Origin of the sequence: Granulicella rosea, from assembly GCF_900188085.1 — a bacterium.
Lineage (GTDB): Bacteria > Acidobacteriota > Terriglobia > Terriglobales > Acidobacteriaceae > Edaphobacter > Edaphobacter rosea.
Genome location: NZ_FZOU01000001.1, coordinates 1,115,405 through 1,142,349 on the forward strand (window position 1 = coordinate 1,115,405; position 26,945 = coordinate 1,142,349).

16 protein-coding genes are annotated in these 26,945 nt (G+C 66.1%); 11 read left to right on the top strand and 5 right to left on the bottom strand.

Features of this window, described 5'->3' with window-relative positions; genetic code table 11:
- Positions 1-262 precede the first annotated feature (262 nt).
- The 4 genes from CHB87_RS04755 (at position 263) to CHB87_RS04770 (ending at position 11,643) form a co-directional block, all read left to right on the top strand.
- Positions 263-1,837, top strand: coding sequence for a VWA domain-containing protein (locus tag CHB87_RS04755; RefSeq protein ID WP_089407209.1), 1,575 nt, complete (start codon positions 263-265; stop codon positions 1,835-1,837).
- A 120-nt stretch (positions 1,838-1,957) separates the two neighbouring features.
- Positions 1,958-8,044 carry an MG2 domain-containing protein gene (locus tag CHB87_RS04760; RefSeq protein ID WP_089407210.1) on the top strand — a complete coding sequence of 2,029 codons (6,087 nt, stop codon included), beginning with the start codon at positions 1,958-1,960 and terminating at the stop codon, positions 8,042-8,044.
- Between the two features lie 136 nt (positions 8,045-8,180).
- Positions 8,181-9,035 carry an alpha/beta hydrolase gene (locus tag CHB87_RS04765; protein WP_089407211.1) on the top strand — a complete coding sequence of 285 codons (855 nt, stop codon included), beginning with the start codon at positions 8,181-8,183 and terminating at the stop codon, positions 9,033-9,035.
- Positions 9,036-9,060: 25 nt separating this feature from the next.
- Positions 9,061-11,643 carry a M1 family metallopeptidase gene (locus tag CHB87_RS04770; RefSeq protein WP_089407212.1) on the top strand — a complete coding sequence of 861 codons (2,583 nt, stop codon included), beginning with the start codon at positions 9,061-9,063 and terminating at the stop codon, positions 11,641-11,643.
- Between the two features lie 4 nt (positions 11,644-11,647).
- On the opposite strand, the gene CHB87_RS04775 is transcribed toward CHB87_RS04770, so the two are convergent.
- Entirely contained in the window at positions 11,648-12,508 is an 861-nt protein-coding gene (locus CHB87_RS04775; RefSeq protein ID WP_089407213.1) for a PASTA domain-containing protein, read from the bottom strand.
- A gap of 106 nt (positions 12,509-12,614) precedes the next feature.
- Between CHB87_RS04775 and CHB87_RS04780 the strand changes: the two genes are divergently transcribed.
- The gene (locus CHB87_RS04780) at positions 12,615-14,279 is read left to right on the top strand and encodes a GH39 family glycosyl hydrolase (RefSeq protein WP_089407214.1); all 1,665 of its coding nucleotides are present in this window, start codon (positions 12,615-12,617) and stop codon (positions 14,277-14,279) included.
- Between the two features lies 1 nt (position 14,280).
- Here CHB87_RS04780 and CHB87_RS04785 read toward each other — a convergent pair whose 3' ends face one another.
- Genes CHB87_RS04785 through aroB form a run of 3 tightly spaced genes read right to left on the bottom strand, consistent with a single transcriptional unit; the run spans position 14,281 to position 17,624 of the window.
- The gene (locus tag CHB87_RS04785; RefSeq protein ID WP_089407215.1) at positions 14,281-15,735 is read right to left on the bottom strand and encodes a cation-efflux pump; all 1,455 of its coding nucleotides are present in this window, start codon (positions 15,733-15,735) and stop codon (positions 14,281-14,283) included.
- Between the two features lie 30 nt (positions 15,736-15,765).
- Complete coding sequence (locus CHB87_RS04790; protein WP_342743540.1) at positions 15,766-16,527, bottom strand: ubiquinone/menaquinone biosynthesis methyltransferase; 762 nt, start codon at positions 16,525-16,527, stop codon at positions 15,766-15,768.
- Complete coding sequence (aroB, locus tag CHB87_RS04795; RefSeq protein WP_089407216.1) at positions 16,524-17,624, bottom strand: 3-dehydroquinate synthase; 1,101 nt, start codon at positions 17,622-17,624, stop codon at positions 16,524-16,526. The genes CHB87_RS04790 and aroB overlap by 4 nt, the downstream gene beginning before the upstream one ends.
- Positions 17,625-17,710: 86 nt before the next feature.
- Here aroB and CHB87_RS04800 point away from each other — a divergent pair, with 86 nt between their 5' ends.
- On the top strand, positions 17,711-18,769 hold the full coding sequence (locus tag CHB87_RS04800) for an alkene reductase (protein ID WP_089407217.1): 1,059 nt from the start codon (positions 17,711-17,713) through the stop codon (positions 18,767-18,769).
- A gap of 125 nt (positions 18,770-18,894) precedes the next feature.
- Here CHB87_RS04800 and CHB87_RS04805 read toward each other — a convergent pair whose 3' ends face one another.
- Entirely contained in the window at positions 18,895-19,548 is a 654-nt protein-coding gene (locus CHB87_RS04805; RefSeq protein ID WP_089407218.1) for a hypothetical protein, read from the bottom strand.
- Between the two features lie 74 nt (positions 19,549-19,622).
- Here CHB87_RS04805 and lptC point away from each other — a divergent pair, with 74 nt between their 5' ends.
- From lptC to CHB87_RS04830, 5 genes are all read left to right on the top strand, one after another.
- Positions 19,623-22,076 carry an LPS export ABC transporter periplasmic protein LptC gene (gene lptC, locus CHB87_RS04810; protein ID WP_089407219.1) on the top strand — a complete coding sequence of 818 codons (2,454 nt, stop codon included), beginning with the start codon at positions 19,623-19,625 and terminating at the stop codon, positions 22,074-22,076.
- Between the two features lie 32 nt (positions 22,077-22,108).
- On the top strand, positions 22,109-22,840 hold the full coding sequence (lptB, locus tag CHB87_RS04815) for an LPS export ABC transporter ATP-binding protein (protein ID WP_089407514.1): 732 nt from the start codon (positions 22,109-22,111) through the stop codon (positions 22,838-22,840).
- 241 nt (positions 22,841-23,081) lie between these two features.
- The gene (locus tag CHB87_RS04820; RefSeq protein ID WP_089407220.1) at positions 23,082-24,752 is read left to right on the top strand and encodes an RNA polymerase factor sigma-54; all 1,671 of its coding nucleotides are present in this window, start codon (positions 23,082-23,084) and stop codon (positions 24,750-24,752) included.
- A 119-nt stretch (positions 24,753-24,871) separates the two neighbouring features.
- Entirely contained in the window at positions 24,872-25,501 is a 630-nt protein-coding gene (gene hpf / locus CHB87_RS04825; protein WP_089407221.1) for a ribosome hibernation-promoting factor, HPF/YfiA family, read from the top strand.
- 114 nt (positions 25,502-25,615) lie between these two features.
- Positions 25,616-26,932, top strand: coding sequence for a sensor domain-containing diguanylate cyclase (locus tag CHB87_RS04830; RefSeq protein ID WP_089407222.1), 1,317 nt, complete (start codon positions 25,616-25,618; stop codon positions 26,930-26,932).
- The last annotated feature ends 13 nt before the right edge of the window (positions 26,933-26,945 follow it).

Below are 26,945 nucleotides of genomic sequence, written 5' to 3' on the forward strand. Positions count from 1 at the left end.
AGTTTGTTTTCTCAATGAACGAGCATCGAATTCGCTATCACCCAGCCATTTCGCCGGTTGCCTCGGCCTGCCGTTTGCGACGGATACTGCTTTAGGTTGTGTCCTTTGCCCCTTGAGCGCCGGGATCCGTCGTGTCGATGCGTCCCTGCCCACGGTCGGCGCCGGGGAAGGCGTTGCCCGGTGGCGCTCCGGCCGCGTGATAGATTTCCGTTATCGTAAGGCGCCCCATCCAAGCGCATGCGAACGAAAGCGGCCCTCCACGATGAAATGGACTCATCCCGCCCTGCCGACCCTGGCCCTTCTCCTGCCGGCATGCCTCCCCGGCGCTCACGCGCAGCAGCCGGAGCCGTCCGGCGCGATCCAGACCCTTCGCGTGACCTCGAACATCGTCGTGCTCGATGTCGTCGTCACCGACGCCCAGGGCAACGTCGTGCCGGGGCTGAAAAAGGACGACTTCACCATCCTTCAGGACAACAAGCCGCAGCCCATCCGCAGCTTCGACCCCTGGGAGGAGCATCCGCTCGCGTCCGCGCCTGCGGCAGCTCCAAAGGTAGACCGCTTTGGCCAGCCCGACTGGGGCGACACGCCCCTGACCATCTTCGTTCTCGACGATCTCAACACGCCCTTCGACGAGAAGTCCTACTCCGCCTTCACCCTGAAGAAGTACCTGCAGGCCCAGCCCGCGCAGTTGAAGACCCCGTCCATGCTGCTCATCGTCAACGAGACCGGCCTGCACTCGCTGGCCGCTTACACGCAGGATCGCGACGTTCTCATCCGCGCGCTCGACAAACGTCCAGCCTCGTTTCCGGACCAGCTCGCCAAGGGCAACGACATCGACCTGCTGACCGAATCCTTCGCCGTCCTGCGCCAGATCGCACTCTCATCCGAAGGCGTTCGCGCGCACAAGAACCTCGTCTGGATGGGCCGGGGATTTCCCACCGTCGATCCTAGCGAGCTCGACGCGCCGGGCAACATCACCCTGCAAAACGCCTTGAAGGATACGGTCACGCTGCTCACCAAGGTGCGCATCACGCTCTACAAGGTCGATCCCATCACCTCGAACGCACGCGCCGCCGCCACCGATGTGGCGACCTCCATCGACATGGGCGGCGGCATGGGCAACCGAGCCAGCGTCGAGCCGCCCAGTGAAGACCCGCTCAAGGGCGATCTCAGCTTCAACCAGTTCGCCGTCCAGACCGGCGGCCACTACTTCTACGGACGCAACGATCTCGACCAGCAGATAGCCGGCAGCCTCGAGCGCGGGTCGGAGTTCTACACCCTTACCTACCGGCCGCAGCAGGCGCCGGACGCCGACGCCTACCGCGCCATCCGCATCCAGATGCGCGATCCATCCCTCAAGGCAGTCACCCGCCAGGGCTTCTACTCCGAGAGCGCCCCCAAACCGGAGCCGACGGTCAAGGAGATGGGCTTCGACCTGAAGGCGGCCGCGACCGGCTCCATGAAGTACAGCGGCGTCGGCCTGCAGATCGTCGCCGTCACCTCCTCGCGCACGGCGGACCGTGTCACGGTCAACTTCGCCGTCGAGGACAAGACCTTGACCTGGTCGCCTGTCGAAGCGGGTGGCGAGTCCGCGAAGATCCTCACCCTGCTGGTCGCCGAGGACGCCGAGCACAGGATCCAGTCGTCGACCGCAGCCACCCTCGCCCTCGCCGTGAAAGACGCGCGGGGAATTGCGAAGGGCGTGCTGAACACGCATGCGCAGGTCGATATCAACGCAAAGACGCGCTTCGTCCGCCTGCTGGTGCGCGACTCGAACGGCCGCATCGGGTCGGTCGATGTCGACCCGGCCTCGTGGTCCGGCGCCGCCCCGAAGTAAGCAGCCTGCGTAGCCTCGGCGCAAGAATGTAAATTTCAAGCACCCGCACTCGCGTATGCTCATCTCGTCGACTCCAACGGGCGAGGTCTGGGTTTGTCGCTGCGGCATCTATTTCGAGTGATGGCAGCCGCCTCCGCGCTGGCTGGCTGCGCCGTGGCGCAGGGAACAGCCTTCACGGCGGACGAGGCCGCAGCCCGGCTCAGCTTTCCGGCAGGCCGCTTCCTGCTGGAGCTGCCGTTGCTTCACGCAGCCGGGCAGGCGACGTTGGCCGTGGAGTTGGTCGACCCAGCGGACGAGGTCCGCTCCCGCGCATCCGGCGCCTGCATACCCGCGGCCGGCCACATGCTCTGCCGCATCGAACTGCCGCCCGCTACCTATGAAGGCGGCGACGGGGACACGCTCGAAACCGACCTGCCGTTCTTCCGCATCCGCTACACCGCCACATCGGCGGGGCAGCGGGCGGAGGGCGTCCTCTCGCTGGACCACGTCGCACCCAGCCTATACACCCTGTACCTGGCCGCGCCGGAGAAGATTCGGCCCGGCGCGGAGTATGTGGCTCGCGTTCGCGCCGTCAACCCCTTGACTCACCAGCCGCTGGCGAACGTCGCTCTCGAAGCTGTGCTCACGGCGGATTATGTCGGCGACGAGCGGATCGATGAAGAGTTCGCCCGCCTGCCGATCCGTACCGACGAGCGGGGCTTCGCCTCGGTCCGGTTCAGCGTCCCTCCCGGCGCCGATCTCGAATCGATCGATCTGGAGGTGGCGGGCCGGGTGGGGAATCTCCGCGTCGGTGTCATCCAGACGCTGCATGTACCGGAGAACCGGAGGTTCGAGCTCACGACCGACAAGCCGCTCTATCAGCCCGGCCAGACCATCCACGCGCGGATGCTGCTGCTCGACCGCAACGCCCACGCCAGCCCCGGCCAGACGGTCAAGGTCGACGTCCGCGACCCGGACAACACGCTGGTCTACCGCGCGACCGCCGTGACCTCGGCCTTCGGCATCGCCACCATCGACTGGCAGGCGCCGTCGCGCCTGCGGCTCGGCGAGTACAGACTCGAAGCCACGCTCCCAGAGGGCGAGCAGGCAGGCCGCAGCGCCTCGGCCACCGTCCGGCTCAGCCGGTACGATCTGCCCACCTTCGTCGTCACCTCGAAGCCCGATCGCACCTTCTACCTCCCCGGCAGCAACGCCGTGGTCGATGTGCGCGCCGACTACCTCTTCGGCAAGCCCGTGCTGCACGGGCATGTCCGCGTCGTGCAGGAGTCCGAGCGCACCTGGAACTTCGCCCAGCAGCGCTACGACACGAAGGAGGCCAAGGCCGTCGCCGGCGAACTCGACGGGCACGGCGGCTTTGAGGCTCACATCGACCTCTCCGCCGACGAGCGGGACTACCGCGACGACCGCCGCAACGCCACCGACGACCTGCACTTCGCCGCCTACGTCACCGACGCCTCCACCGGCAGCACCGAGCAGCGCCGCTTCGACCTGCGCCTCGCCGCACGTGCGCTGCACCCATATCTCAGCGGCGCGTCCGGTGTGCGCGGCCTGCCGGAGCGCCGCTTTGTCAGCGTCACCTCCGCGGACGGAACGCCCACGGAGTGCGACGCCGACCTGCTCCTCCTGCCGCAGGAGGCCGAGAAACAATCAAACGCCGACTGGCTGGCGCACGCCGTTCCTCTGCTGCATCTGCACACGGACGCGCACGGTCTCGGCCGCATCGAGCTGCCGCCGTACGCCGAGCTGCTCCGGCGGCGTCCGCCCGTGCCGGCAGGCGACAAGCCAACCGAAGGGGACGAGGTGAACCTCCTCCTGCGCGTGCGGGACAAGGCTGGCAGGACCGGCGAGGCCGTGGAGCGGCTGCAGCCTTCCATCGCCAGACTGCGCGTCCAGGCGGCCCACGCGATCTACCGGACGGGCGAGGCGGTCGATCTGACCATCGATTCGACGGTCGACCCCTCTCAGCCGGCGATGCCGGTGACGGTGCAGCTCCTGCGCCATACAATCCACGGCGAACTGCTGCTGGCGGAACGCGAACTCGCCCTGACCGGCGGCCACGCCACGCTCAGCATCCCATCGGACGCGCGCTACAGCGGTCTGGTCTTCGTCCACGTCCTCGGACTGGGCGTTGTACCGCCTCACTTCAAAGAATTCGCGGGCGACGACCCGGCGACGGTCACAGACGCGCTGGCGCTGCTTTTTCCTCGCGACAACGCGCTGCGTGTGGACGTAGCCATGTCCGCGCCGGTCTATCAACCGGGCGAAGAGGCCACGGCTGTCCTCAGCGTCCACGGCCCGCAGGATCCCGACGGCGACAACACGGCCCCCGCGCCCAGCGCACTCGGCGTCGTCGCGGTCGATCAGGCGGTGGACGAGCGGCAGCGCTCCGACGCGGACTTCGGCGCCGGCGATGCCTCTTCTTTCTTCTTCGGAAGATTCCTCGACGAGCCCGCCGGCGCGGTGGGAGGCTTCGATCTCCGGTCGCTCACACGGCTCGGCCCCGGCCAGCCCATCCCCGACGGCGCCCAGCTCGCGGCGGAGATGCTGCTGGCGAGCGCCAGAGTTCGCTTCGAAACGACCGACAACCGGCCCTCCGGCGGCTTGGCCGCGACCTTCCACCAGCTCCTCGACGCTCAGTTGAAACCCGTCCGCAAGGAACTCGCGCAATACCTCGAAAACCACACCGAACTGCCCACCACCCTGCCCGAACTCAACGCCCTGCTGGCTGGCAAAGGCGTCGATCTCGCCGCGCTGCGCGACCCCTGGGGCGATCCGTACACGCTCGTCCGCAGCGCGCAGAATACCGGCGCGCTGCAGCTTTCGCTTCACAGCCTGGGGCCCGACAAGCTGCCGGGCACGGGGGACGACTTCGACGTGCAGCTTGCCTCCTGGCGTTGGTTCAATGGCCGCCAGCGCCAGTTGCAGCATGCGGTCACCGCCTACCATCAGCGCACCGGGGGCTACATTCGCACCCTGGCCGACCTGCGCGACGAGATGCAGCGCGAGGCCATCGACCTCGACCGGTGGCGCGACCCCTGGGACCAGCCTTTCACCTACCGCTTTTCCATCGCATGGAAGAGCTTTCAGGTCGAGGCACTCACCGCGGGCGACCCAGCGGCCAAGCCCCGGTACGAGTGGCAGCGCGGGCCATTCTCAGCCGGAAGCGCGAACATCGACTACACGATCGAGCTGACGCAGCGTGTCGAGGCGGCGCTGAGCCATTACACGGAGACCCATCCATTCCCACGCAACGAGGCCCAGCTTCACGCGGCCATGCAGGCGGCGGGCATCTCGCCGGCGGACCTGCGCGACCCCTGGCGGCATCCGCTCTACGTGACCTTCCACAGCCGTTCGATCTTCACCGATCAGGTCCGTACGGAGGCCCACGCCACGCCGGACGGCGGACCGCCGGTCGTCCGCACCATCGTCACCCCGGTGACGGCCGTCAACGATACCGTGACGTTGAACAGCCCCGGCCCCGACGGCGGCCGGCACACCAGCGACGACTTCGTCTACATGAGCCTGTCGCGCATCCGCACCACGCAGAGCGCGCGGCAACAGACAGCCATCCGGCCCTCGCACGTCACCATCCACACCGGCACGGAGGGAGAGATCTCCGGCACGGTCAACGACACCGCCGGCGCCATCATCACCGGGGTCACCGTGGTCGCCACGCAGATCGCCTCCGGCGCCGAGTACGAGGCGAAGTCCGACGCGCAGGGTATCTATATACTCGGTCCCATCCCAGCCGGTGCCTACAAACTGCGCTTCCACCTCGATGGCTTCACCGATCTCATCTACGACCAGGTGCTGGTGCAGCCGAAGGGCACGATGACGCTCGATGTGGCGATGAACGTCGGCTCGGTGAGCGATGCCGTGAGCGTGACCGCGGAGGCGGCCATGGTGAACACCCAGAGCGGCATGGTGGTCAGCAACGCGACCTCCTATGTAATCGACGGCGATACCGTCCGGGATCTGGCCCTCAACGGCCGGAACTACGTGAATCTTCTTGGAGTTCTGCCGGGGTCGGTCTCGGCGAACGCCGGCGACGCGATGGCCCGGACCTCCACGCCGCGCCTCCGCGATTACTTCCCGGAGACATTGCTCTGGCGCCCCGAGATCGTCACCGCTCCCGACGGTACGGCCACGCTGCGCTTTCCCGTGGCGGACAACATCACCGGGTGGCGGCTCTCGGCCGCGGCCTCGACCCTGCAGGGCAATACCGGCTCCGGCGCCACGCAGTTCCAGACCTTCCAGAGCTTCTTCGCGGCCTTCGATCCGCCGTCCATCCTGACGGCCGGGGACACCATCGCACTGCCCATCACGCTGCGCAACTACCTCGACCACGCCGTGACCGTCGAAGGTTCGCTCACGCCCGCGCCGTGGTTCCATCTTGACGGCGCCGCTTCGCGCAGCATCCGGGTCGGCTCGCAGGAGTCCGCCTCGCCCGTCTTCCGCTTCACCGCGCTCTCGCCCATCACGGAAGCCCGGCAGGAGTTTACCGCGACCGGCGCCGGCGCGGGCGACCGCATCGCGCGCCCGGTGACTGTGCATCCCGACGGGCAGGAGAGCGCCGTGACCGCCGCGGCCATCCTCGCGCCGGGCGAAAATACGCTCACCTTCACCCTCCCGGCGGAGACGCTGCCCGGCAGCACTGGCGCCACGTTGAAGCTCTACCCCAACCTCGGCGCCCACCTCCGCGATGCGCTCGCCGGAATGGCCGCCTATCCGGACGGCTGCGCGGAGCAGATTCTCTCGATCGCCTGGCCCAGCCTGCTGCTGGAGCGCTACGGCGCAAGTCTGCCGCTGCGCGACCCGAAGCTCGCGCAGCAGACGCATCGCTACCTTGAGCAGGCCTACGAAAACCTTCTCGGCAATCAGCTTGCGAGCGGAGGCTTCGCTTACTGGCCGCGCGATCGGCGCGCCGACATCGCCCTGACGGCCTATGCGATCGAGTTTCTCCATCAGGCCAGCGCGTACGTTGCCGTCGATCAGAAGGTGGTTGAGCGCGCCATCGCCTACCTCGCGAAGGAACAGCAGAAGGATGGCCGCTGGGTCCGGACGGATCGCCTCGGAAGCCAGCATCCCGAAGAACGTCGCGGCGCCGCTATGCTGACCGCCTCTGTCGCCGCGATGATCGCCGGCGCGCCGGGCGCGGAGCCACTGCTCAAGCGCGCCGCCGACGCCCTGCAGCCCTTCGTCTCGGAGTTCGACGAGCCCTACACGCTGGCCAGCTACGCACTGGCTACGACCGCGCTGCACGATACGTCGCGCAGCGGTCCGGCGCTCGACCGCCTGCGCGGCCTGGCGCTCAGCGAGAACGGCGGCGCCTACTGGACCCTCGAAAGCAACACACCCTTCTTCGGCTGGGGTCGCGCCGGCCGCGTCGAAAGCACCGCCCAGGTGCTGCGTGCGCTGCTCGCCGGTGGCGCAAAGCCGAACGACGACCTCCTCGTCCGGGGCATGCTCTTCCTCGACCACGAGCGCGACCGCCGTTCGCTCTGGTACTCCACGCAGGCGACCGCGCGCGTGCTGGACGTGCTCGCCGAGATCGCCCTGCGATCGCCGGCTCCGGTCGCCAGCTCCGGACCCGGCTCGCTGACCGTCCGCGTCGACGCGCAGGCGCCAACCTCCGTTCCTCTGCCCGCGCCCTCGGTCGATGGCGGCCCCGTCTTCGTGCCGCTGCCGGGCGCGCTGGATGCGGGCGCGCATCGCGTCAGCCTGACGCTCGCCGGAACCGCGCAGACCGCGACGGCGCAGCTCATCGCCTCTCTCTACCGGCCATGGCCGAAGCTCGCGCCCGCATCGGCCGTCCAGAATAACGAGCAGTTGCGCCTGTCGGTCGGCTTCAGCACGCTGCATCCGGCGCATGGGCAGGCGGTCACCGCCAACGTACACCTCGAACGCATCGGCTTTCGCGGCTACGGCATGCTGATGGCGGAGGTCGGTCTGCCGCCCGGCGCGGACGTCGATCGCGCCTCGCTCGAGTCCGCCCTGGCCGCCAGCGGATACCAGCTCAACCACTACGAGGTGCTGCCCGACCGTGTGCTGCTCTATGTCTGGCCCACCGCCGGCGGCCTCAGCCTGAGCTTCCGCTTCACCCTGCGCTACGGCGTCGACGCCCTGACCGCCCCGTCAACCGTATACGACTACTACAATCCCGATGCGCACTTCGACGTGGCGCCCCTTCGTTTTAGCAGCCGCTGATTGACGGAGCCTCTTGAACGCAAGTCACCCGACCTGTCATTCTGAGCGCAGCGAAGAACCTGCGTTTTGTTCGCGTTGACCGCAACCTTTCCCCATGCGAAATCACCCGTGACATGATCCAGATAAGATGTTCTGAATGAATCCGCGCCCGGTACTGACCGCCTGTTTCATCCTGCTTACGGCATGGCTCGCCGCACCCTGCGCGATGCACGCGCAGACCCCATCCGTCCCGGCAAGTTACAGCATCCAGCAGGGGATCGACTACACCCAGGGCACGAACGGCCCGCTGAAGGCCGATGCCTACATCCCCAACGGCGCCGGGCCGTTCCCCGGCATCGTCTTCATCCACGGCGGCGCATGGGCCAATGGCAATCGCGACCAGATGGCGAAGATCGTCAAGGAGCTGGCGAATCACGGTTATGTCGGCTTCACCATCGATTACGATGTCGCGCCGGTTCACTATCCCGCGTCGCTGCACCAGTCGCTCGAAGCCGTACGCTACCTCCGCGACCACGCGCAACAGCTTCACCTCGATCCCACCCGCATCGCCGTCGCGGGCAGCTCCGCCGGCGGAGAGCTCGCGGCGCTGGTCGCGCTCACGCCCGAGGCGAAGGTCAAGGCAGGCATCATCCTGAACGGCGTACTCGACCTCGCCGCCCTCGGCGACAGCAGCCAGATGGTCACCAACTATCTCGGCGGCGTCTGCTCGTCGACGCCCGCCTGCAAGGCCGCCTCGCCGGTCGACCAGGTACACCCCGGCGCGCCGCCGTTCTTCGTCGGACACGGCACGGCCGACAAGGTCGTTCCGTTCTCCGAGGCCGAGGCCTTCGTCGCCGCCCTGCGAGCCGCGAAGGCGCAGGTGGAGTTCTTCACCGCCACCGGCGCCGGCCATACCTACTGGGCCAGCCCGGAGTTCTACCAGAAGAACGTCGAGGACATCGAGCGCTTTCTCTCGCTCGCGCTGCGGCCGCATGGTGGCGCGGGGAGGTAAGCCGGGATAGCATGACATCAACCCCATGCCGACCCTTCGCGGAACCCGCGCCTGTCTTCTGCTCGCCACGGCGATGCTGCTCGTCGCCTCGAAAAATGTGATGGCCGACCCAGCCGAGCCCGGCGTCTCGCATGCGCTTGCCATCGCGCGCGCCGGCCGGGTCTCGAACCTGCGCTACCGCCTGTCGTTCGTTCTGAAGGAGCACGCCGCAACTGTCGCCGGGACGGAGACCCTCACCTTCGACAGCGACGCCGCCGGCGACCTGCCCATCGACTACCGCGACGGCACGGTGCAGTCCGCGACGCTGAACGGCAAGGCGATCCCGACCGAGCTGGTCAACGGTCACCTCATGCTGCCCGCCATCGCCGGCCTCAACACTCTGACCATCGCCTTCACCAGCAACGCCGCGCCGGCGGGCAAGGCCATCACCCGCTATGAGGATAAGGACGACGGCAGCGAGTACCTCTACACGCTCTTCGTCCCCATGGACGCCAGCATGGCCTTCCCATGCTTCGACCAGCCCGACCTGAAGGCTCGCTTTACCCTGGAACTGCGGCATCCCGAGAGCTGGACCGTCATCGGCAACACGAAGCCGGTCAGCGTGGGAGCAGGCCGCACGGACTTCCCCGAAACCCTGCCGGTCAGCACCTATCTCTTCGCCTTCGCCGCAGGCCCGTTCGTGCCGGTGCGTTCGCAGAAGCCCGCCGAGCCGACGGTTTACGTCCGCAAATCGCAGCTCGCCCGCGCCCAGCAGGAGTCGCCGCAGGTTCAGCAGATGGTCGCGCAGGGCATCGGCTTCTTCTCGGAGTTCTTCGCGCAGCCGTTCCCGTTCCCCAAATACGATCTGGTCCTCATCCTCGGCTTTCCCTTTGGAGGCATGGAGCATGCGGGCGAGACCTTCCTGAACGAGGACAGCGTCCTCTTCCGCTCCACGCCGACTGCCAGCGACTACTTCCGCCGCAACATCCTCGTCCTGCACGAGACCTGCCACCAGTGGTTCGGCGACCTCGTCACCATGCGCTGGTTCGACGACCTCTGGCTCAAAGAAGGCTTTGCTCAGTACATGGCGTACAAGGCGCTGGCGCAGCTCGAACCGGCCTCGAACCCGTGGAAGCACTTCTACGAAGACATCAAGCCGCTGGCCTACGGGATCGACGAGACCGAAGGCACGACGCCGATCTTTCAGGACATCGCGAACCTCAAGGACGCCAAATCCGCCTATGGAGCCATCGTCTACCAGAAGGCGCCGGCGGTGTTGAAGCAGTTGGAGTTCAAACTCGGTCCGGATGCCTTTCGCGGCGGGCTGCGGATGTATCTGAAAGACCATGGCTACTCGAACGCTCGCTGGAGCGACCTCATCGGCGCCTTCAAACAGGCCGGCGGCCCGGCCGCAGCCGGCATGGACGCATGGGCCGATGCCTGGATCAAGCATCGCGGCATGCCGCAGGTGGAGGCATCGTGGTCGTGCAAAGCGGGCAAGATCGCAGACCTCACCCTGACCCAGCATGACGTCCTCCCCGAAGGCCTTCTCTGGCCCATCTCCAACCGGATCAGCCTTGGCGACAAGACGGTCCGCGTCGACTGGAGCACAGCTTCGACCAGCGTCGCGGAGGCCGCCGGTCAGCCGTGCCCTGCATTCGTCTTCGCCAACGCAGGAGACGAGGGCTACGGCCGCTTCCTGCTCGATCGCGCCAGCGAGCCCGCCGCCGCCCGCCATCTCCTCGCCGCACACCCATCGAAGGATCCGCTGCTGGATACGATGCTCTGGGGCGCGCTTTGGGATAATGTCCACGTCGCCCAGTCGCCGCCGCGCGTCTACGCCGAACTGGCCCTGCAGTCGCTGCCGACGGAGACGGATGAATCCCTCGCGCGCGTGCAGGGCGGACGCATCTCGGCCGCGCTCCACGGCTACCTGCACGACGCTGGCCGCAGGGCGCTTGCGCCGAAGGCTGAGTCGGTGATCGCGGACCGCATGCTCCATGCGCCGTCGCTCGGCATCCGCATCGTCAGCTTCCGCGCCTTCACCTCCATCGCCGAGACGCCCGCAGCCATGCAGCAGGTGAAGGATCTGCTCTCAGGCAAGCTGGCCGTCCCCGGCCTGACGCTGAAGCCGCTCGACCGCTGGAACCTCGTCGGCCATCTCGTCCAGATGGGCGACCCCGAGGCCGCAGCGATCTACGCCGCCGAAAAAGACCGCGACCATAGCGGAGAAGGCCAGCGCTACGCCTACGCCGTCGCCGCCGGCGAGCCATCCGCGGCCGTGAAGGCGCGCTACTTCGACGAGTACCTCCACAGCCAGAGCATCCAGGAGGACTGGATCACGCAGAGCCTCCGCCCGTTCAATGCGTGGAACCAGACCGCCCTTACCGAGAGCTACCTGACCCAGGCGCTGAACGAGCTGCCGGAGATCAAGCAGCATCGCAAGATCTTCTTCCTCGGCGCATGGCTGGGCGCATTCGTCGACGGACAAAACAGCCCCTCGGCCTCAGCCGCCGTGCACGCCTGGCTGAACAACGACAGGATCGATCCCGACCTGCGCCGCAAGGTGCTCGAAGCCGTGGACTCCCTCGACCGCACGGTTCAGATCCGTCAGAAGTTCAAGGAGTAGCGGCTTACGGCGTGGCGACGGAAGGCGTGCGAGGCACAGCCGACACATGGATCGTATCCGTCTTCAACAGCCGATGCCCGGCGGGCGGCATCTGGCTGACGATCACGTAACTCGCCGGCGCCTGTCGCGGCGCCGCCGGAACAGCGACTGCGGGCGAACCGGGCAGGGACAAAGAGGCGTTCGGCGCGGGCCCCGTGATATCGAGCGTAGGCATCGCAGCCGGAGCCGTCGCAACCGGCGCGGGAGAGCTCGAATCCTGCGCGCCCGCGATATGCAGGCCCGCCGTAGCCAGCCGCATATTTGCCGTGCCGACGGTCAGACCCGTCAGTACGGGCATCACGTAGGCCGTCGCCGCCGCGTCGGGCAGCGGGCTGGCGACGATCAGGCTTACGCGCGGACTGTCCGCCCCGACGGTCTTCGCCGCCGGCGTCTGCGCGATCACCGTGCCTTCAGGGCTCGACGATGGTATATACGACACCGCGCCAACCTCCAGCGTCAGCCGGCGCAGAATCACGGTTGCCGCGCGTTCCGACTGGCCGACGAGGTCGGGAATCGTCACATGCTGTCCGCCCAGACTTTCGGCGATGCGGATCTGTCCGTCGCGGCGCACCAGCGAACCGGGCACGGGAGACTGCGTGATCACGTGGCCGGCCGGCACGGCGGTGGAGTAGAAGCGGTTCTCGAGACTCAGCGTGAGACCCAGGTCGCTGGCGCGCGCGGCGGCCTCGGTCACGGACAGACCGGCCAGGTTCGGCGCCTCCACCTCTCGCCCGTGAATCGCCAGCCGCATCGCCACGAACGCCGACACGATCGCGATCGCGATCATGGCAAGGGCTCCGAGCAGGATGTTGAAGAAGCGCTTCATCGTGTGTGTTCAGGATACAGGCTGGCAGTCCTCCGCAGCGGGTGCGTATGATGGGCAGGCGTCCGGAAACCGTTTTCAGGAAGATCCGGCAAGGGAGCGTTCCGAGATGGTGCGTCTTTGGAAAACCACGGCGGCCATGCTGGCCGGCCTGTCTCTGTGTGCCGCGGCGCAGCAGCCCGCCGTCAAGATTCATATCGACGCCGCGCATCCCATGGGCGACTACAAGCCGGTCTGGAACTACTTCGGCGCGGACGAGCCCAACTACAGCTACGCCCCCAACGGCGCGAAGCTGCTGCGCGAACTCAGCGCCATCGACCCGGCGACGCCGGTCTACTTCCGTCCCCACAACCTGCTGACCACCGGCGACGGCGAAGGCTCGCTCAAGTGGGGTTCGACCAACGTCTACACCGAGCGCCCCGACGGCTCGCCGGTCTACGACTGGACCATCACCGACCGCCTCTTCGACAACCTGAAGGCCGCGCACGTCCGTCCGATGGTCGAGATCGGCTTCATGCCGGAGGCGCTCTCGCCGCACCCGGAGCCCTATCGCCACGGCTTCCCGGCGAAGCCCGACGTCTATACCGGCTGGTCGTATCCGCCGAAGGATTATGCCAAGTGGCGCGCGCTCATCGTCTCCTGGGTCGAGCACCTGCACGCACGCTACGGCGCAGACGTCGACACCTGGGAGTGGGAGGTCTGGAACGAGCCGGACATCCAGTACTTCCACGGCACGCCCGCCGAATACTTCAAGCTATACGACATCACCACCGGCGCCGTGCGGCAGGTGTTGCCGCACGCCATCGTGGGCGGACCCGCCGCGACCGGACCCTACCCGAGCGAGAAGAAGCCCTTCTTCCACGACTTTCTGGAGCACTGCGCGCGAGGCTTAAACGCCGATACGGGCAAGACCGGCGCGCCACTCGACTTCATCAGCTTCCATCCCAAGGGCAGCCCGCAGTTCAAGGATGGGCATGTCACCATGGGTCTCGCCCGCCAGCTCGCCGCAACCGACGAGGGCATGCGCATCGTCGCCGAGTTTCCGGAGTACAAACAGACGCCGCTGATCTTGAGCGAGAGCGACCCCGAGGGCTGCGCCGCCTGCCAGGGGCCGAGGAACGGCTATCGTAACGGTGCGCTCTACGGCGTCAGCGTGGCGGAGATGCTCGCGCGCTCTTCCGAACTCGCCCGCCGGCGTGGCGTCAATCTGCTCGGCGCGGTTACCTGGGCGTTCGAGTTCGAGGGCCAGCCGTGGTTCGCGGGCTTTCGCGATCTGGCGACGAACGGCGTCGACAAGCCGGTCCTCAACGTCTTCCGCATGTACGGCAAACTCGGCGGCAAGCTGCTGCCGGTCACCAGCACCGGCGCTCTGACGGTCGACGAGATTCTGCAGCACGGCGTAACCGTCGCGCCCGACGTGAACGGCATCGCTACCCGCCAGGGCAACACCGTCGCGGCGGTGCTGTGGAACTATCACGATGAGGATGTCGACGCGGCCCCCGCAAGGCTGGAACTGGAGGTCGACGCCATCCCCGCAAAGCAGGTCCAGGTGACGCAGTACCGCATGGACCACGACCACGGCAACGCCTACACGGAGTGGCTCGCGATGGGTTCGCCGCAGAAGCCGACGGTCGAGCAGATTGCGACGCTGGGGAAGGTGGGCGGCCTCGCCACCATGGAAGATATCACCGTCAAGAAGACCGCGACCGAGCCTGTCCGGCTGAAGACCTCGCTGCCCCGGCAAGGCGTCGCGCTCTATCTCCTGAGCTGGTAGATCAGCGCCGGTTATCCGTAGCCGGTTCTGGATGAATCAGCAACCGGCTCACCTCCGGCGCCTCCAGCTTGAACGCATTCTCAAGCGCGGTGATGATGGCGTGTACCTCGCCCATCGGCAGATCGTCCGGCAGCGTGCAGTGGCAGTTCACCTGCGTGCGGTCGTGGTGCCGCGTCACCAACACGTCGTGGATATCGAGCACCTCGGGAAAGCGCTGCGCCACGTTGCGCAAGGTATGTTCAAGCTGGCGATCCCGTTCGAGCGACGCCGGATGCTCGATCGTCGCGGGCTCGGATTCGATGTGCGTCAGGATGGTCGCGATGGCGGGCACCTCGCGGCGGATGTCCGCCTCCAGCCGCGTCACCAGGTCGTGCGCCGTGCGCAGCGGCAGCGACTCCGGCAGCTCCAGGTGCTGCTCCACGTGCAACGCGCCGTCATACTGCTGCACCGAGACGTCGTGGATCGAAAGGTTCGCCCGCCCTGCCGCCGCGCGGATGCGGTCGTGCACCGACTCCGCCAGCGTCGCCGTCGGCACCGAGTGGACGACGACGTCCGCATCGGGCAGCACGCGCTGGATCGCGGCGGTCGCGGCCATGGTGATCTGCTCCGAACGCTGGAACGTCAGCGCGCGGGGCATCGCCAGCGTCACGTCGGCGAAGTAGCTCGAACCTGAACGCCGCGTCCGCAGCCGATTGACCGAGAGCACGCCGTCGATGGCCGCGAGATCGCGGATGAGGTTGCGCCGGGTCTGGCCGCCGCTTTCGGCGCCCTGCGCGGGCGTCGCGTCCAGCAGGTTGTCGATCGTCCCGCGCGCGAGCGACCAGCTCACCTTCAGGATGATGACGCTCACGATCAGCGCCGCGACCGGGTCGGCCAGCTCCAGCTTCGTGGAGTGGAAGTGAACGCCCAGCGCCGTCGCCGAAAGGCCGATCAGCACCGCGACCGACGACCAGATGTCGGTGCCGAAGTGCATCGCATCGGCGGCCAGAGCCTCGCTGTTATGCGCCTCGGCGACCTTGCCCAGGTTGCGCGCGCGGGTAAAATCGACCGCGATGGAAAGCCCCAGCACGAGGAACGGCCAGATGTTCAGCGCCAGCGTCAGGTGCTCGTGGAAGAAGATGCGCCGCACCGCTTCGTACACGATCCAGATCGACGAACCCAGCATCAGCACTGTCTCGACGAAGGCCGAGAGCGACTCGACCTTGCCATGGCCGTAGTTGTGGTCCTCGTCCGCCGGCCGGTCCGAGACCTGCACCGAGAAGAGTGTAATCGCCGCCGCGATCAGGTCGATGCCCGAGTGCGCCGACTCCGAGATCATGCCCAGCGAACCGGTCAGCAGGCCGGTTGCCAGCTTCAGTAACGTGATGAAAAAAGCGGCGACGACCGACAGCAACGCAGCCGAGCGTTTTGCCGCATGCCGTTCCTCGGTCTGTTTTTGCGTGGCCGTCGGGCTCATGGTCAGATCGTACAGGTTCGATGTTGCATTTCAGAGCTTGAACGCTTTATATAGTCCAGCCGTCCCGAACGTATACCCCGTCCAGCTTTCATTCTTGAACCCAGCGGCGGCGATCAACTGCTTCATCCGCGGTGGGCGAGGGAAGCGCTCGACCGACGCCGGCAGGTAGCTGTAGGCGCCGCGTTCGCCCGAGATCAACCCGCCCAGCCGGGGCAGAACCTTCTTGAAATAAAGGTTGTAGCCAAAGCCGACCAGCCCTTCCGGCTGATTGCAGTCCAGAATGCCGATCTGTCCGCCGGGCCTCAGGATGCGGTAAAGCTCGGCCAGGCCCTCTTCGTAGTTCGCCAGATTGCGAAAGCCGAAGGCCGAGGTCACCAGGTCGACCGACGCGTCGGCGATCGGCAGGTGCAGCGCGTCGGCCTCGATCGGGACGATGTTCAGACCGGCGAACTTCGCCGCTCCGCGCGAGAGCATCTGGTGCGAGAAGTCGACCGCCAGGATAGGCGCGCCGTTCGCGGGCCGGTGCTTCAGCAGCGCGAGCGTCATGTCGCCCGTGCCGCAGCAGAGGTCGAGCGCCACAGCGGCCGGATTCTGGAGTGTGGTGTGGAACTGGCGCGCCGCTCGCCACCACCACCAGCGGTCGATCCCGACGGACAGGACATGGTTCGCCGTATCGTACTTCGGCGCGATGGTGTCGAACATCTGCTGGACGGTCAGCGCGGCGGTGCGCTCGTCGGCGCTTGGCGTGGGCTTCGCGCCGGTCGAAAGCTCGTGCTCGGGCCGCGCAATCACGCCTGAGCCTTCATCAGCGTGAGCATGGAGTTGGCGGCCGAGAGCAGCTCCGCGTCAGTCACGTCGTAGACCACCTCAACCGTGCCGATCGCCTTCGGCAGCACGAACGCCCGCCGTCCGCTGCGGCGCTTCTTGTCGCCCGCGGTCAGCGTGACCAGCCTCTTCGCATCCGCGCGGAACTGCGGCAGCGGTCCGTAGGTCATGATCGTGTTGACGATCTTGTTCGCGTCCTCCTCGCTCAGCGCGTCGCGCGAGACCGCAAGCTGCACCGCCGCGATGCTGCCCCAGGCGACCGCCTCGCCATGCAGCAGTTGCTTGTACTGGGTGGCCGCCTCGATCGCATGGCCGAGCGTGTGGCCGAAGTTCAGGATCATGCGCAGGCCGTTTTCCTTCTCGTCCAGCCCGACGACCTCCGCCTTCACCTTCACCGACGCGGCGACGACCTTGGTCAGGGCAGCGGGGTCGGCGGCGAGAATCGCCTCGGCGTTCGCCTGCATGTACTTGAAGAGCTTCGGATCGTAGATGATGCCGGCCTTGATCGACTCGTGCAGACCGGCGCGCAGCTCCTCCGGCGGCAGCGTCGCGAGCACGTTCGTATCGGCGAAGACGGCCAGCGGATGGTGGAAGCTGCCGATCAGGTTCTTGCCCGTCGCGAGGTTGACGCCGGTCTTGCCGCCGAGCGACGAGTCGACCTGCGCGAGCAGCGTCGTCGGCAACTGCACATATGGGATGCCGCGCATGTAGATGGCCGCGAGAAATCCGGTCAGATCGCCGACGACTCCGCCGCCCAGCGCCAGCAGCAGCGTGTCGCGGTCCGCGCCCGCCTCCACCATCTGGTCGGCCAGCTTCTCGACCGCGGCGAGCCGCTTGTGTTTCTCGCCCACGGGATGGAAGAGCACCGTCGGCGGCTCGGGAAAGCTGGCGAGCACGTCCTTCGACCACAGCGCCCAGATGTTTTCGGACGTGACGATGATCGGGCGGAAGCTCTTCTTCGCCGGGTAGAGCTTCTTCAGCCGCGGATAGAGCGTGCGCAGCAGACCGGCGGCGATGTGAATGTCGTAGCTGAGAGAGGGCGTTTTGAGCGTAATGGAGGCCACCCCTCTATGTTACCGCCATTCGCTGTCCGCATCTTCTGCGCGCGGACGTCATCTCATGCACTGAAGGTTCAAAGGGAGACACTATAGTGGCAAAGCTGCTCGATCCGATCCAGGTTGGCGACCTCTCGCTTCCAAACCGTGTCATTATGGCGCCGCTTACCCGTCTGCGCGGCACGCCGGATCATCTGCCGACGCCGATCATGGCGGACTACTACAGGCAGCGCACCTCGGCTGGACTCATCATCTCCGAAGGCACTCCGGTTTCGCCCATGGGCGTCGGCTACGCGCAGGTTCCGGGCATCTGGTCGCAGGAGCAGACCGAGCTTTGGAAGCCCATCACCGCCGCTGTGCATGAGGGCGGCGGACGCATCTTCGCGCAGATCTGGCATGTCGGCCGCGTCTCGCACTCGCGCTTCCTGAATGGCAAGCTGCCCGTCGGCCCAAGTGCGATCCCGCCTGGCGGACACGTCAACAACATTCGGCCGGAGGTTCCGTTCGAGACGCCGCATGCGCTGACCATCGAAGAGATCAAGCTCGTCGTCGAGCACTTTCGCCAGGGCGCGCAGAACGCGAAGGACGCGGGATTTGACGGCGTCGAGATCCACGGCGCGAACGGCTACCTGCTGGATCAGTTTCTGCACTCCGGCTCGAACGAGCGCGGCGACGAGTACGGCGGCGCGATCGAAAATCGTGGCCGCCTGATGCTCGAAGTGGCCGATGCGGCGATCTCGGTCTGGGGCGCGGGTCGAGTCGGCATGCACCTTGCGCCGCGCGGCGACGTCATGTCGATGTCCGACCAGAACCCGCGTGAGACCTTCCTGTACGTCGCGAGCGAGCTGGGCAAGCGCAAGCTTGCCTTCCTGATGGCGCGCGAATACTACGGCGAGGATCGCCTGGGACCGGAGTTGAAGCAGGCCTTCGGCGGCGTCTACATCGCGAACGAGAAGTACACCTTCGAGCAGGCCAACAAGGTGATCGAAGCGGGCGAGGCCGATGCGGTCGGCTTCGGCAAGCTCTTCATCTCGAATCCCGATCTGCCGGCCAGATTCGCCAAGGGCGCGCCGCTGAACGACTTCAACTCCGCAACCTTCTATACGCATGGCCCTGAAGGGTATGTGGACTATCCGTCGCTTGGAGAAGAGTAGAGGTTATTGGCGAGTGGTTTGTCATCCTGAGCGTAGCGAAAGATCCGCTTTTTGGCTCCGGCATGATCGCCGGCCCCCCAAAAGCAGATCCATCGCTGCGCTCAGGATGACAAGCGCAGGAGCATTCAGTTCAGCCGCTGCAACCGCGCGATCAACTTCTCCGCCAGCGGTTCGCCGGACTCGGTCCAAAGCAGGCGGCTGGAGATGCCGCAGTGCTTCTCGACGCTCAGGGTAAAGGCGAGAAGCATCTCGACGTTCTCCTTGATGTGTTTGGCCGCCTCGGCCTGGGCCTCTTCATCGCCGAAGTCCTCTTCTTCGTCGAAGACCCACGGTGTGTCGAGGCCGAAGTCGACACGGATGTGTCCGTTCTGTTCGAAGGTTGCGTCGTCGAACTGGGGGCCGAAGCCGAGGAACCTGACGGTTGCGGGAGCCAGCTTCCAGACGGTATCGAATCCTTCGCCGCCCTCGGGCGTCCAGAGCTGCCACTTCATCTCGAACTCATAGGCCGTGTCCTCGTGCAGCAGTTCGGTGCATTCGGCGACGGCATTTTCAATAATCGCGTCTTCGGTGTCCTTCGACTCCTCCGCGCGCGCGTCCAATACATAGACACGGCTGTAGATGGCGGGTTCGGTGAAGCTGATTGGGTAGGCGGCTGCGGCGGAGACGCGTTTGTTCTTGCCCACCAGCGCAAACTGGCGCAGCACCGCGACCATGGCGGCGGGCAGGGCATCGAATCGGAAGTTGGGAAACCAGAGGCTAAGGTAGAGCTGATCGGCCATATCGATAGTTTACAGACCAATCAATACGGGAGTTGAGAGGCCGCATCCGAGGCCGGATGAGAAGATAGAACGCGATGGGTTTTTCGATCAGAAAATTGCAGGTCGGGTTGCTGGCGGGCGCGGGTGTGCTGATCCTGGTGATCGCCGGCTACCTTGGGTATTCGCGTCTCCAGGCGCGTCAGTTCCTGCACGATCTGCCGGGCAAGCTGGGCATCGATATCAAGCAGGAGACCAACGGGTATACCTACTCGCAGTCCTCGCAGGGCAAGACCATCTATACGATCCATGCGGCGAAGGCCGTGCAGCACACGAACGGCAAATGGACGTTGCACGATGTCGGCATCGTCCTGTACGGGCGCAAGCAGGATCGCGCCGACCATATCTACGGCAGCCAGTTCGAGTATGACCAGCCCGCAGGCCAGATCGTCGCGACGGGCGAGGTGCAGATCGACCTCGCCGCGCCCTCGAGCACCGGGCATGGCAAGAACGCCGCCCCGGTCGTATCCAACGGCGAGCCCGGATCGGCGAACGATCACGTCATCCATATCCGGACGAGCGGCCTTTCGTATGAGGAAAAGACGCACCGCGCTGTGACCGACCAGCAGGTGGAGTTCACCTCCGGGGGGCTCTCCGGCCATGCGCACGGCGCGGACTACGACTCGGAGAGCGGGTTGATCGTCCTGCGGACGGACGTGCTGCTGAGCGGCATCATGCAGGACAAGCCGTTTGCCATCAACGCTGCGCATGCTGTGATGAATCAAAAGGATCGTGTCATTCTGATGGACGTGGCCCACTTTGCCGCCGTCTCGGACGGTCATGGCAACGAGACGATGAGTGCGAACCACGCCATCGTCCATACCGACGAAGACAACAATCCGGAGCGCATCGAGGCGGAGGGAAACGTGACGCTGGCGGCCTCGGCCCGGGGTACGCTGGTCGCCGAGCACGCCGACGCGCTGGTGAAGAATGGCCGCGCGCAGCAGGCGCATCTCTTCGGCAAGCTGCGCTACACCGACGATGAGAGCAATCGCCAGACGACCGGCGAGGCGCAGGACGCGCGGATCGCCTTCGACGCGCTGGGCCGCGTCTCGCACATCGTCGTGACCGGCGATGTGACCGGCGAGGAGATCGTGCCGGATGGGATTCGCGACCTGCATGCGGCGAAGCTCGAACTGGCGATGGCGGCGCAGGGCAAGGACAACACCGTTCTCCAGGATGCCGTGGCCACGGGCGGCGCGCGGGTGCATTCGCTGGCGACGGCGAACAAGTCGGGCGCGCGAACGAAGATTAACGTCTCGGACCTCTCGGGCGATGTTCTGACCGCACACTTCAACACGGCTGGCGGCGAGTCCGTGCTCTCGACCCTGCATGGCGCGGGCAATACCGTCATCCATCAGGTGGACGAACACGGGGTCGACCAGACCAGCTCGGGCGAAGTGCTCGATGCGAGCTTCGCGCCGAAGCCGACGGCGAAGGGCGCCAAGCCGCCGACGGGAGGCCCACAGGTCGAGATGCAGCGCGCCAGTCAGCATGGCGACGTCCACGTCAACCGCACGGTTCCGGCAAAGTCCGGCGCTGCCTCGACGACGCAGCGTGCGACCGTGCAACATGCGACGGCAGCCGATGCGGTCTACGACACGGCGACCGACCACGTCGTGCTGAGCGGCTCGGCGCAGATGACCGATCCTACGGGCGCTCTCTGGGCGGCGAAGATCGATCTCGATCAGGACACCGGCGATGCGGTCGCGGAGGGTGCTGTGCTGACGAGCTATCTGCAGCCTGTCCGCACAGGTGCGCCGCCGGCGGAGCCAGTGCATATCCTCGCCGACAGGGCGGTCATGCATCATGACGCGGGCACGGCGGTGTTCTACGGCAACGCCGCGCGGATGTGGCAGGGAGGCGCGCAGGTGGAGGCGCCGGTGCTGGAGTTCGATCAGGACAAGCGCACCCTCTTCGCGCACGGCGCGGGTGACGCGGCGGCGGTCCATGCGGTGTTGGTCCCCGCGGCTCCGGCCAAGGACGCGGCGAAGAAGCCCGCGAAGCCCGGCGCGCCCGCAGCGGCGAACGGGCAGCGCGGTCCGGTCCGCATCGCCAGCCGCGAGATGCTCTATGCCGACGAGGCGCGGCGGATCGACCTGAAGGGCGGCGTCCGCGTGGACGATGCGGGCGGCACATTGCATGCGCGGGACGCGGTGGTCTACCTGGTTCCGGCGGCGGCGCCCACGGCCAAGGGCAGCCCCGCAGCGCCGGCGATTCCCAGCGGCGGCATCGATCACATGACAGCGACCGGCGACATTCGGATCGAGCAGCCGGGCCGCGTGGCCACGGGCGAGCAACTGGTCTACACGGCCGCGGATCAGACCTCCGTCCTGACCGGGACGAAGTCCGCGCCGCCGAAGGTGGTCGACGATACGCAGGGGACGATCACGGGCCAGTCGATGCGCTTCCGCTCTGGCGACAACAGCATCCTGGTCACCGGCGGCGATACCCCGGGACGCGTTCACACGGAGACGAAGGTGAAACAATAGTGGCAGACATGGGCGCGAACGAGACGAAGCAGATGCGTGTTCTATCGACCGAGGCGATCGGGAAGTCGTACGGTGGGCGCGAGGTGGTGCGGGGCGTAAGCCTGGAGATTCGGCAGGGCGAGGTGGTCGGGCTGCTGGGGCCGAACGGCGCCGGCAAGACGACGAGCTTCTACATGATCGTCGGGCTGGTGCTGCCGGACGCCGGCCGCGTGCTCTCGGACGGCGTCGACATCAGCCGGCTGCCGATGTACCTGCGCGCGCGCAAGCACGGCATCAGCTACCTGCCGCAGGAGCCCTCGGTCTTCCGCAAGCTGACGGTGGAGGAGAACATCCTCGCCGTACTGGAGTCGCAGTCGCAGCTGAGCTGGGAGATGCGGCGCACGCGGACGGAGCGGCTGATCGAGCAACTGAACCTCGGCCACGTGCGCAAGACGCGGGGCTATGCGCTCTCGGGCGGCGAGCGCCGCAGGGTGGAGATTGCGCGCTGCCTGTGCATCGACCCTGCATTTATTCTGCTGGACGAGCCCTTTTCGGGAATCGATCCCATCGCGGTGCTGGACCTGCAGGAGATCATCTTCGCGCTGAAGGCGAGCGGCATCGGCGTGCTGATTACGGATCATAATGTGCGCGAGACGCTCTCGGTGACCGACCGGGCGTACATCATCGCCGAAGGCAAGATCTTCCGCACCGGCACGCCGGGCGAACTGGGCCGGGATCCGGAGGTCAAACGGATCTATTTGGGTGAGAACTTCTCGATGGATTAGCCCCGCGCCGCAGCGGGACTTCTTCGGCACAGGCGTTGCGACGTGGACGAGCGACCGTGTCGAGATCTATCTCCGCGGCGAATAAGTCCGTTTTTGAACCGCGCCGGCTGCATCCAAATTGTTAAAACTCGCTCATCCGCCTGTGTTGCGATAGAGTGCAGCTACAGCCAGTTGAACTGGATGTACTCGATATCGGCAGATTCGGGCGCTTCCTTTACTGGCAATTTTTTGAGGTGTTCCCGTGCTCTTGCAACCCCGGCTGAATCTGAAGGTGTCGCAGCGCCAGGTGCTCACGCCTGGCCTCGTCCAGATGGTCAGCGTCCTCGCGCTCAACAAGCTCGAACTGAAGGAGATGATCAACTCCGAGATGGTCGAGAACCCGGTGCTCGAGGAGCTTGAAGAGTCCGCCGCCACCCTCGACGAGCGAGTGGGCATCGAGGGCGATCGCGAGCGCTCCGTCGAGGAGAAGATCGCCGAGTCCGAGCGGGTGGAGAAAGACCCCTTCGACGAGATCGACTTCGGCAGCTACTTTCAGGACTACCTCGACCCCGGCTTCAAGACGGCGACCAGCTTCGAGGACTCCGACAAGCCCTCGTTCGAACACTTTCTCTCGCAGCCCAGCACGCTCTCGGACCACCTGATGTGGCAGCTTGGCGCGCTGAGCCTCTCGCCGACCCTCCGGCTGGCGACTGAACTCATCGTGGGCAATCTGGATGAGAATGGCTACCTGACCGCCTCGGATGAGGAACTTGCCGAGGCTCTGACGCAGTCGATGATGGCGCGCATGCTGCCAGACCCGATCCCGTTCGAGCGCGGCCTGAGTGCGGTTCGCGAGGAAGAGCCGGCGGCGCAGTCAGACTTCGGCGCCCTGACCGCCATCGCGGAGGCGCGTGCGATTCTGCATCAACTGGACCCGCTGGGAGTCGGAGCGCGCGACCTGCGCGAGTGCCTGCTCATCCAGATCGACGCGCAGCAGCGCGAGGCCGAGATGACCTTGCGCCGGCGTGAGCGCTTCGCCGCCAGCCAGCCCGCGCCGGAGGCCGACTCCGAAGACGAAGGAGTCTTCGGCGAGACGGCTTACGTTGCGCCTCCACCGCCGCCCGCGGTTCACGTCTTCGCGACCGCACGGCAGATCGTATCGCAGCACCTGGCGCTGTTGCAGAAGAAGGACATGCGCGAGTTGACGCGTCTCTGCAATCGCACGGCGGACGAGGTGCAGACCGCGATCGACTATATCCGCACGCTCGACCCGCGCCCTGGCCAGCGATACAACCTTGCTGAGACGCGGCTGATCGAGCCGGACGTCGCCTTCGTGAAGCGCGAGGGCGAGTACGTCGTCGTGATGAACGAGGACGACATGCCGACGCTGCGGCTGAACCAGGGATATCGCAAGATGCTGCGGCAGAAGCAGACCGAGCGCGAGGTAAAGGAGTACGTGAAAGAGCGGTACAAATCCGCTATCCAGCTTCTGCGCAATATCGAGCAGCGGAAGAACACCATCGTCCGCACCTGCGAGGTGATCGTGCGGCGGCAGGCGGAGTTTCTCGAACGCGGTGAGCAGGCGCTGAAGCCGATGATGATCAAGGAGGTCGCCGAGGAGATCGGCGTGCATCCCTCGACCGTCAGCCGAGCCGTGGCAAACAAGTACGTGCATACGTCGCAGGGAGTCTATGAGCTGCGTTTCTTCTTCTCGGAAGGCGTGAACGGGCCCGAGGGCGGCGACCTGCCGCTGGTGCTGCTGAAGCGCAAGGTGAAGAAGCTGATCGAAGAGGAAGATCCGCGCAAGCCGCATACCGACGACTATCTGGCGGCGGAGCTGAAGGCGCAGGGCATCAACGTGACGCGGCGGACGGTGGCGAAGTATCGCGAGGACATGCAGATTCCGAGCACGCACCAGCGGAGAGTGCGGTAGGTTTGATTCGGGAAAAGATCGCGAAACCGGGTTGCGGGGGATGTGAATGGAGCGTCAAAAGGTGTAGAGTGACACCACTCCCGCCATTTTGGCGGGACGGTCACGAACGAGGTGAACATATGGCGGTTGAGTACACCGGAAGACACACCACCGTTACAGTGAAGTTGAAAAAACAGGCCGAAGCGGGACTTGCGCAGATTGGCAAGCTCGGCGGTTGCATCGTCAGCGCACACGTCATCCTCACCGTGGACAAGTATCGGCAGATCGCCGAGATTACGGCCAACTGCAAATCCCAGGCTCTTGTGGCGACATGCGAGGCGTCGGAGATGTCCGTCGCACTGCACGATGCGCTGGCCAAGATCGAGCAGCAGGTCGTCCGCCACAAGCAGAAGAAGAGCACCACGACCCGCCACCCGAAGACGGATCTAAAGGCGAAGCAGGCCGAGGCCGAGCCGGTCCGCGTCGTCCGAACCACCTCTCTGAAGCCGCTGGCCGAGACCAGGAACGGGCACCGCACCGTCGGCCGCAAGCCGGTTCCGGTTTCGGTCCACTCCACCGTCGACCGTCATCTGACGCGGACGACCAACGGTCTGGCCGACCGTCCCATGTCGATCGAGCAGGCGGTCAAGGAGTCCGATCTGCGTGACCGCGACGTCTTCGTCTTCCGCGATCTGGCGGGAATTGCGCTGGTTCTGCATCGCACCCGGCAGGGCGGGATGGAGCTGATCGAGGTTCCGGCGAGCGCCTGACCCATTCTTATCCGTAGCAACCGATAGCCGCTCTTCCCAGGGGAAGAGCGGCTATCGGTCCAAGGCTCATGTCCCGGCGGGGTCTGCCGATAGGCGCTACGAGGACACCGCCGCATGGAGCAGCAGAGCCAAGCCATCGCCGTAGACGAAACGGCATTCGATCTTGTGCGTTCCGATGAGCTTCCAGACGAGATCAGCGGCTTCGGGCTGATGTTCGATCTGCTGCCCTGCATGGCCTTCGCCGAACGTGACGGCCAAATCGTCGCCTGGAACACGCTGGCGAAGCGGATGCTGAGCCTGAGCGGAGCCCGTCCTGTCACGCTGGAAGACCTCTTTGCGGAGCCGGTGGAGCTGCCCGCCGACGGCGCGCGCGAACGCTTCGAGGGAGCCCTGATGCGTCGCAATGGGCCGCCCCTGCCGGTGAACTGCGCGGTCAAGGCGGCGGCGCTCGATGGACGACGCTGCAGGCTAATTCTCGCCATGGAAGATCCCGCCGCGCGCGACCATGCGGCAGAGAACGAAGGCCGGCTGCTCAAGGAGTTGCTGGAGGCGGCGCCTGAGGCTGCGGTCATCGTCAATGGCACGCGTGTGCGGTATGTGAATCGCCATTTTGTCGAACTCTTCGGATACTCGGCGGCCGGATGCGCCGGTCAGGATCTGGCCGATCTCCTCATCCCCGACGGGCTGCGCCACGAGATCGAGGTGATCGAACACCAGCTTCTCGTCGAGGGGCGTGCGTCGATCGAGAGCAGCCGGCAGGCGAGCTCCGGGGAGCTGATCGACGTCTCGGTGATGGTTTCGCCGGTGCGGCTGGGCGGCGAGACGCGAGCCCTGCTCGTTACCTACCGGGACATCCGCGAGCAGAAGCGGCAGGAGGAGCGGCTGCGCTTCACCGCGCTGCACGATGTACTGACCGGCCTGGCAAACCGGGCGCTGTTCCTCGACCGGCTGGAGCTGACGATGTCGCGGATGCGCCGCCGCCCGGACCGGAACTTCTCCATCTTCTTCATCGATCTCGACGGCTTCAAGCTGGTGAACGACACGTACGGCCATGCCTCGGGCGACGCGCTGCTGCTGGTGATCGCGGAGCGCCTTCGCCGCTGCCTGCGTCCGCAGGACACGATCGCGCGCTTCGGCGGCGATGAGTTTGCGCTGCTGCTCGACGAGATCGACGACGCCGGCGGCATCGCCACGGTCGGCGCCGTGGCGGAGCGGATTCAGTGCGAGATCGGCATGCCGATTCCGCTGGCCTCGCTTGCCGGCGACCGGGCGGTGGAGGCGCAGGTCACGGCGAGCATCGGCATCATCGTCGGCGATCTGCACTATCGGTCGGCCGAGGAGATGATGCGCGACGCCGACCGCGCCATGTACGACGCGAAGACGGCGGGCAAGGCGCGGCACACGATCTTTACGGCTCACACGGTCTCCTGAGCCGCTTCGCAAC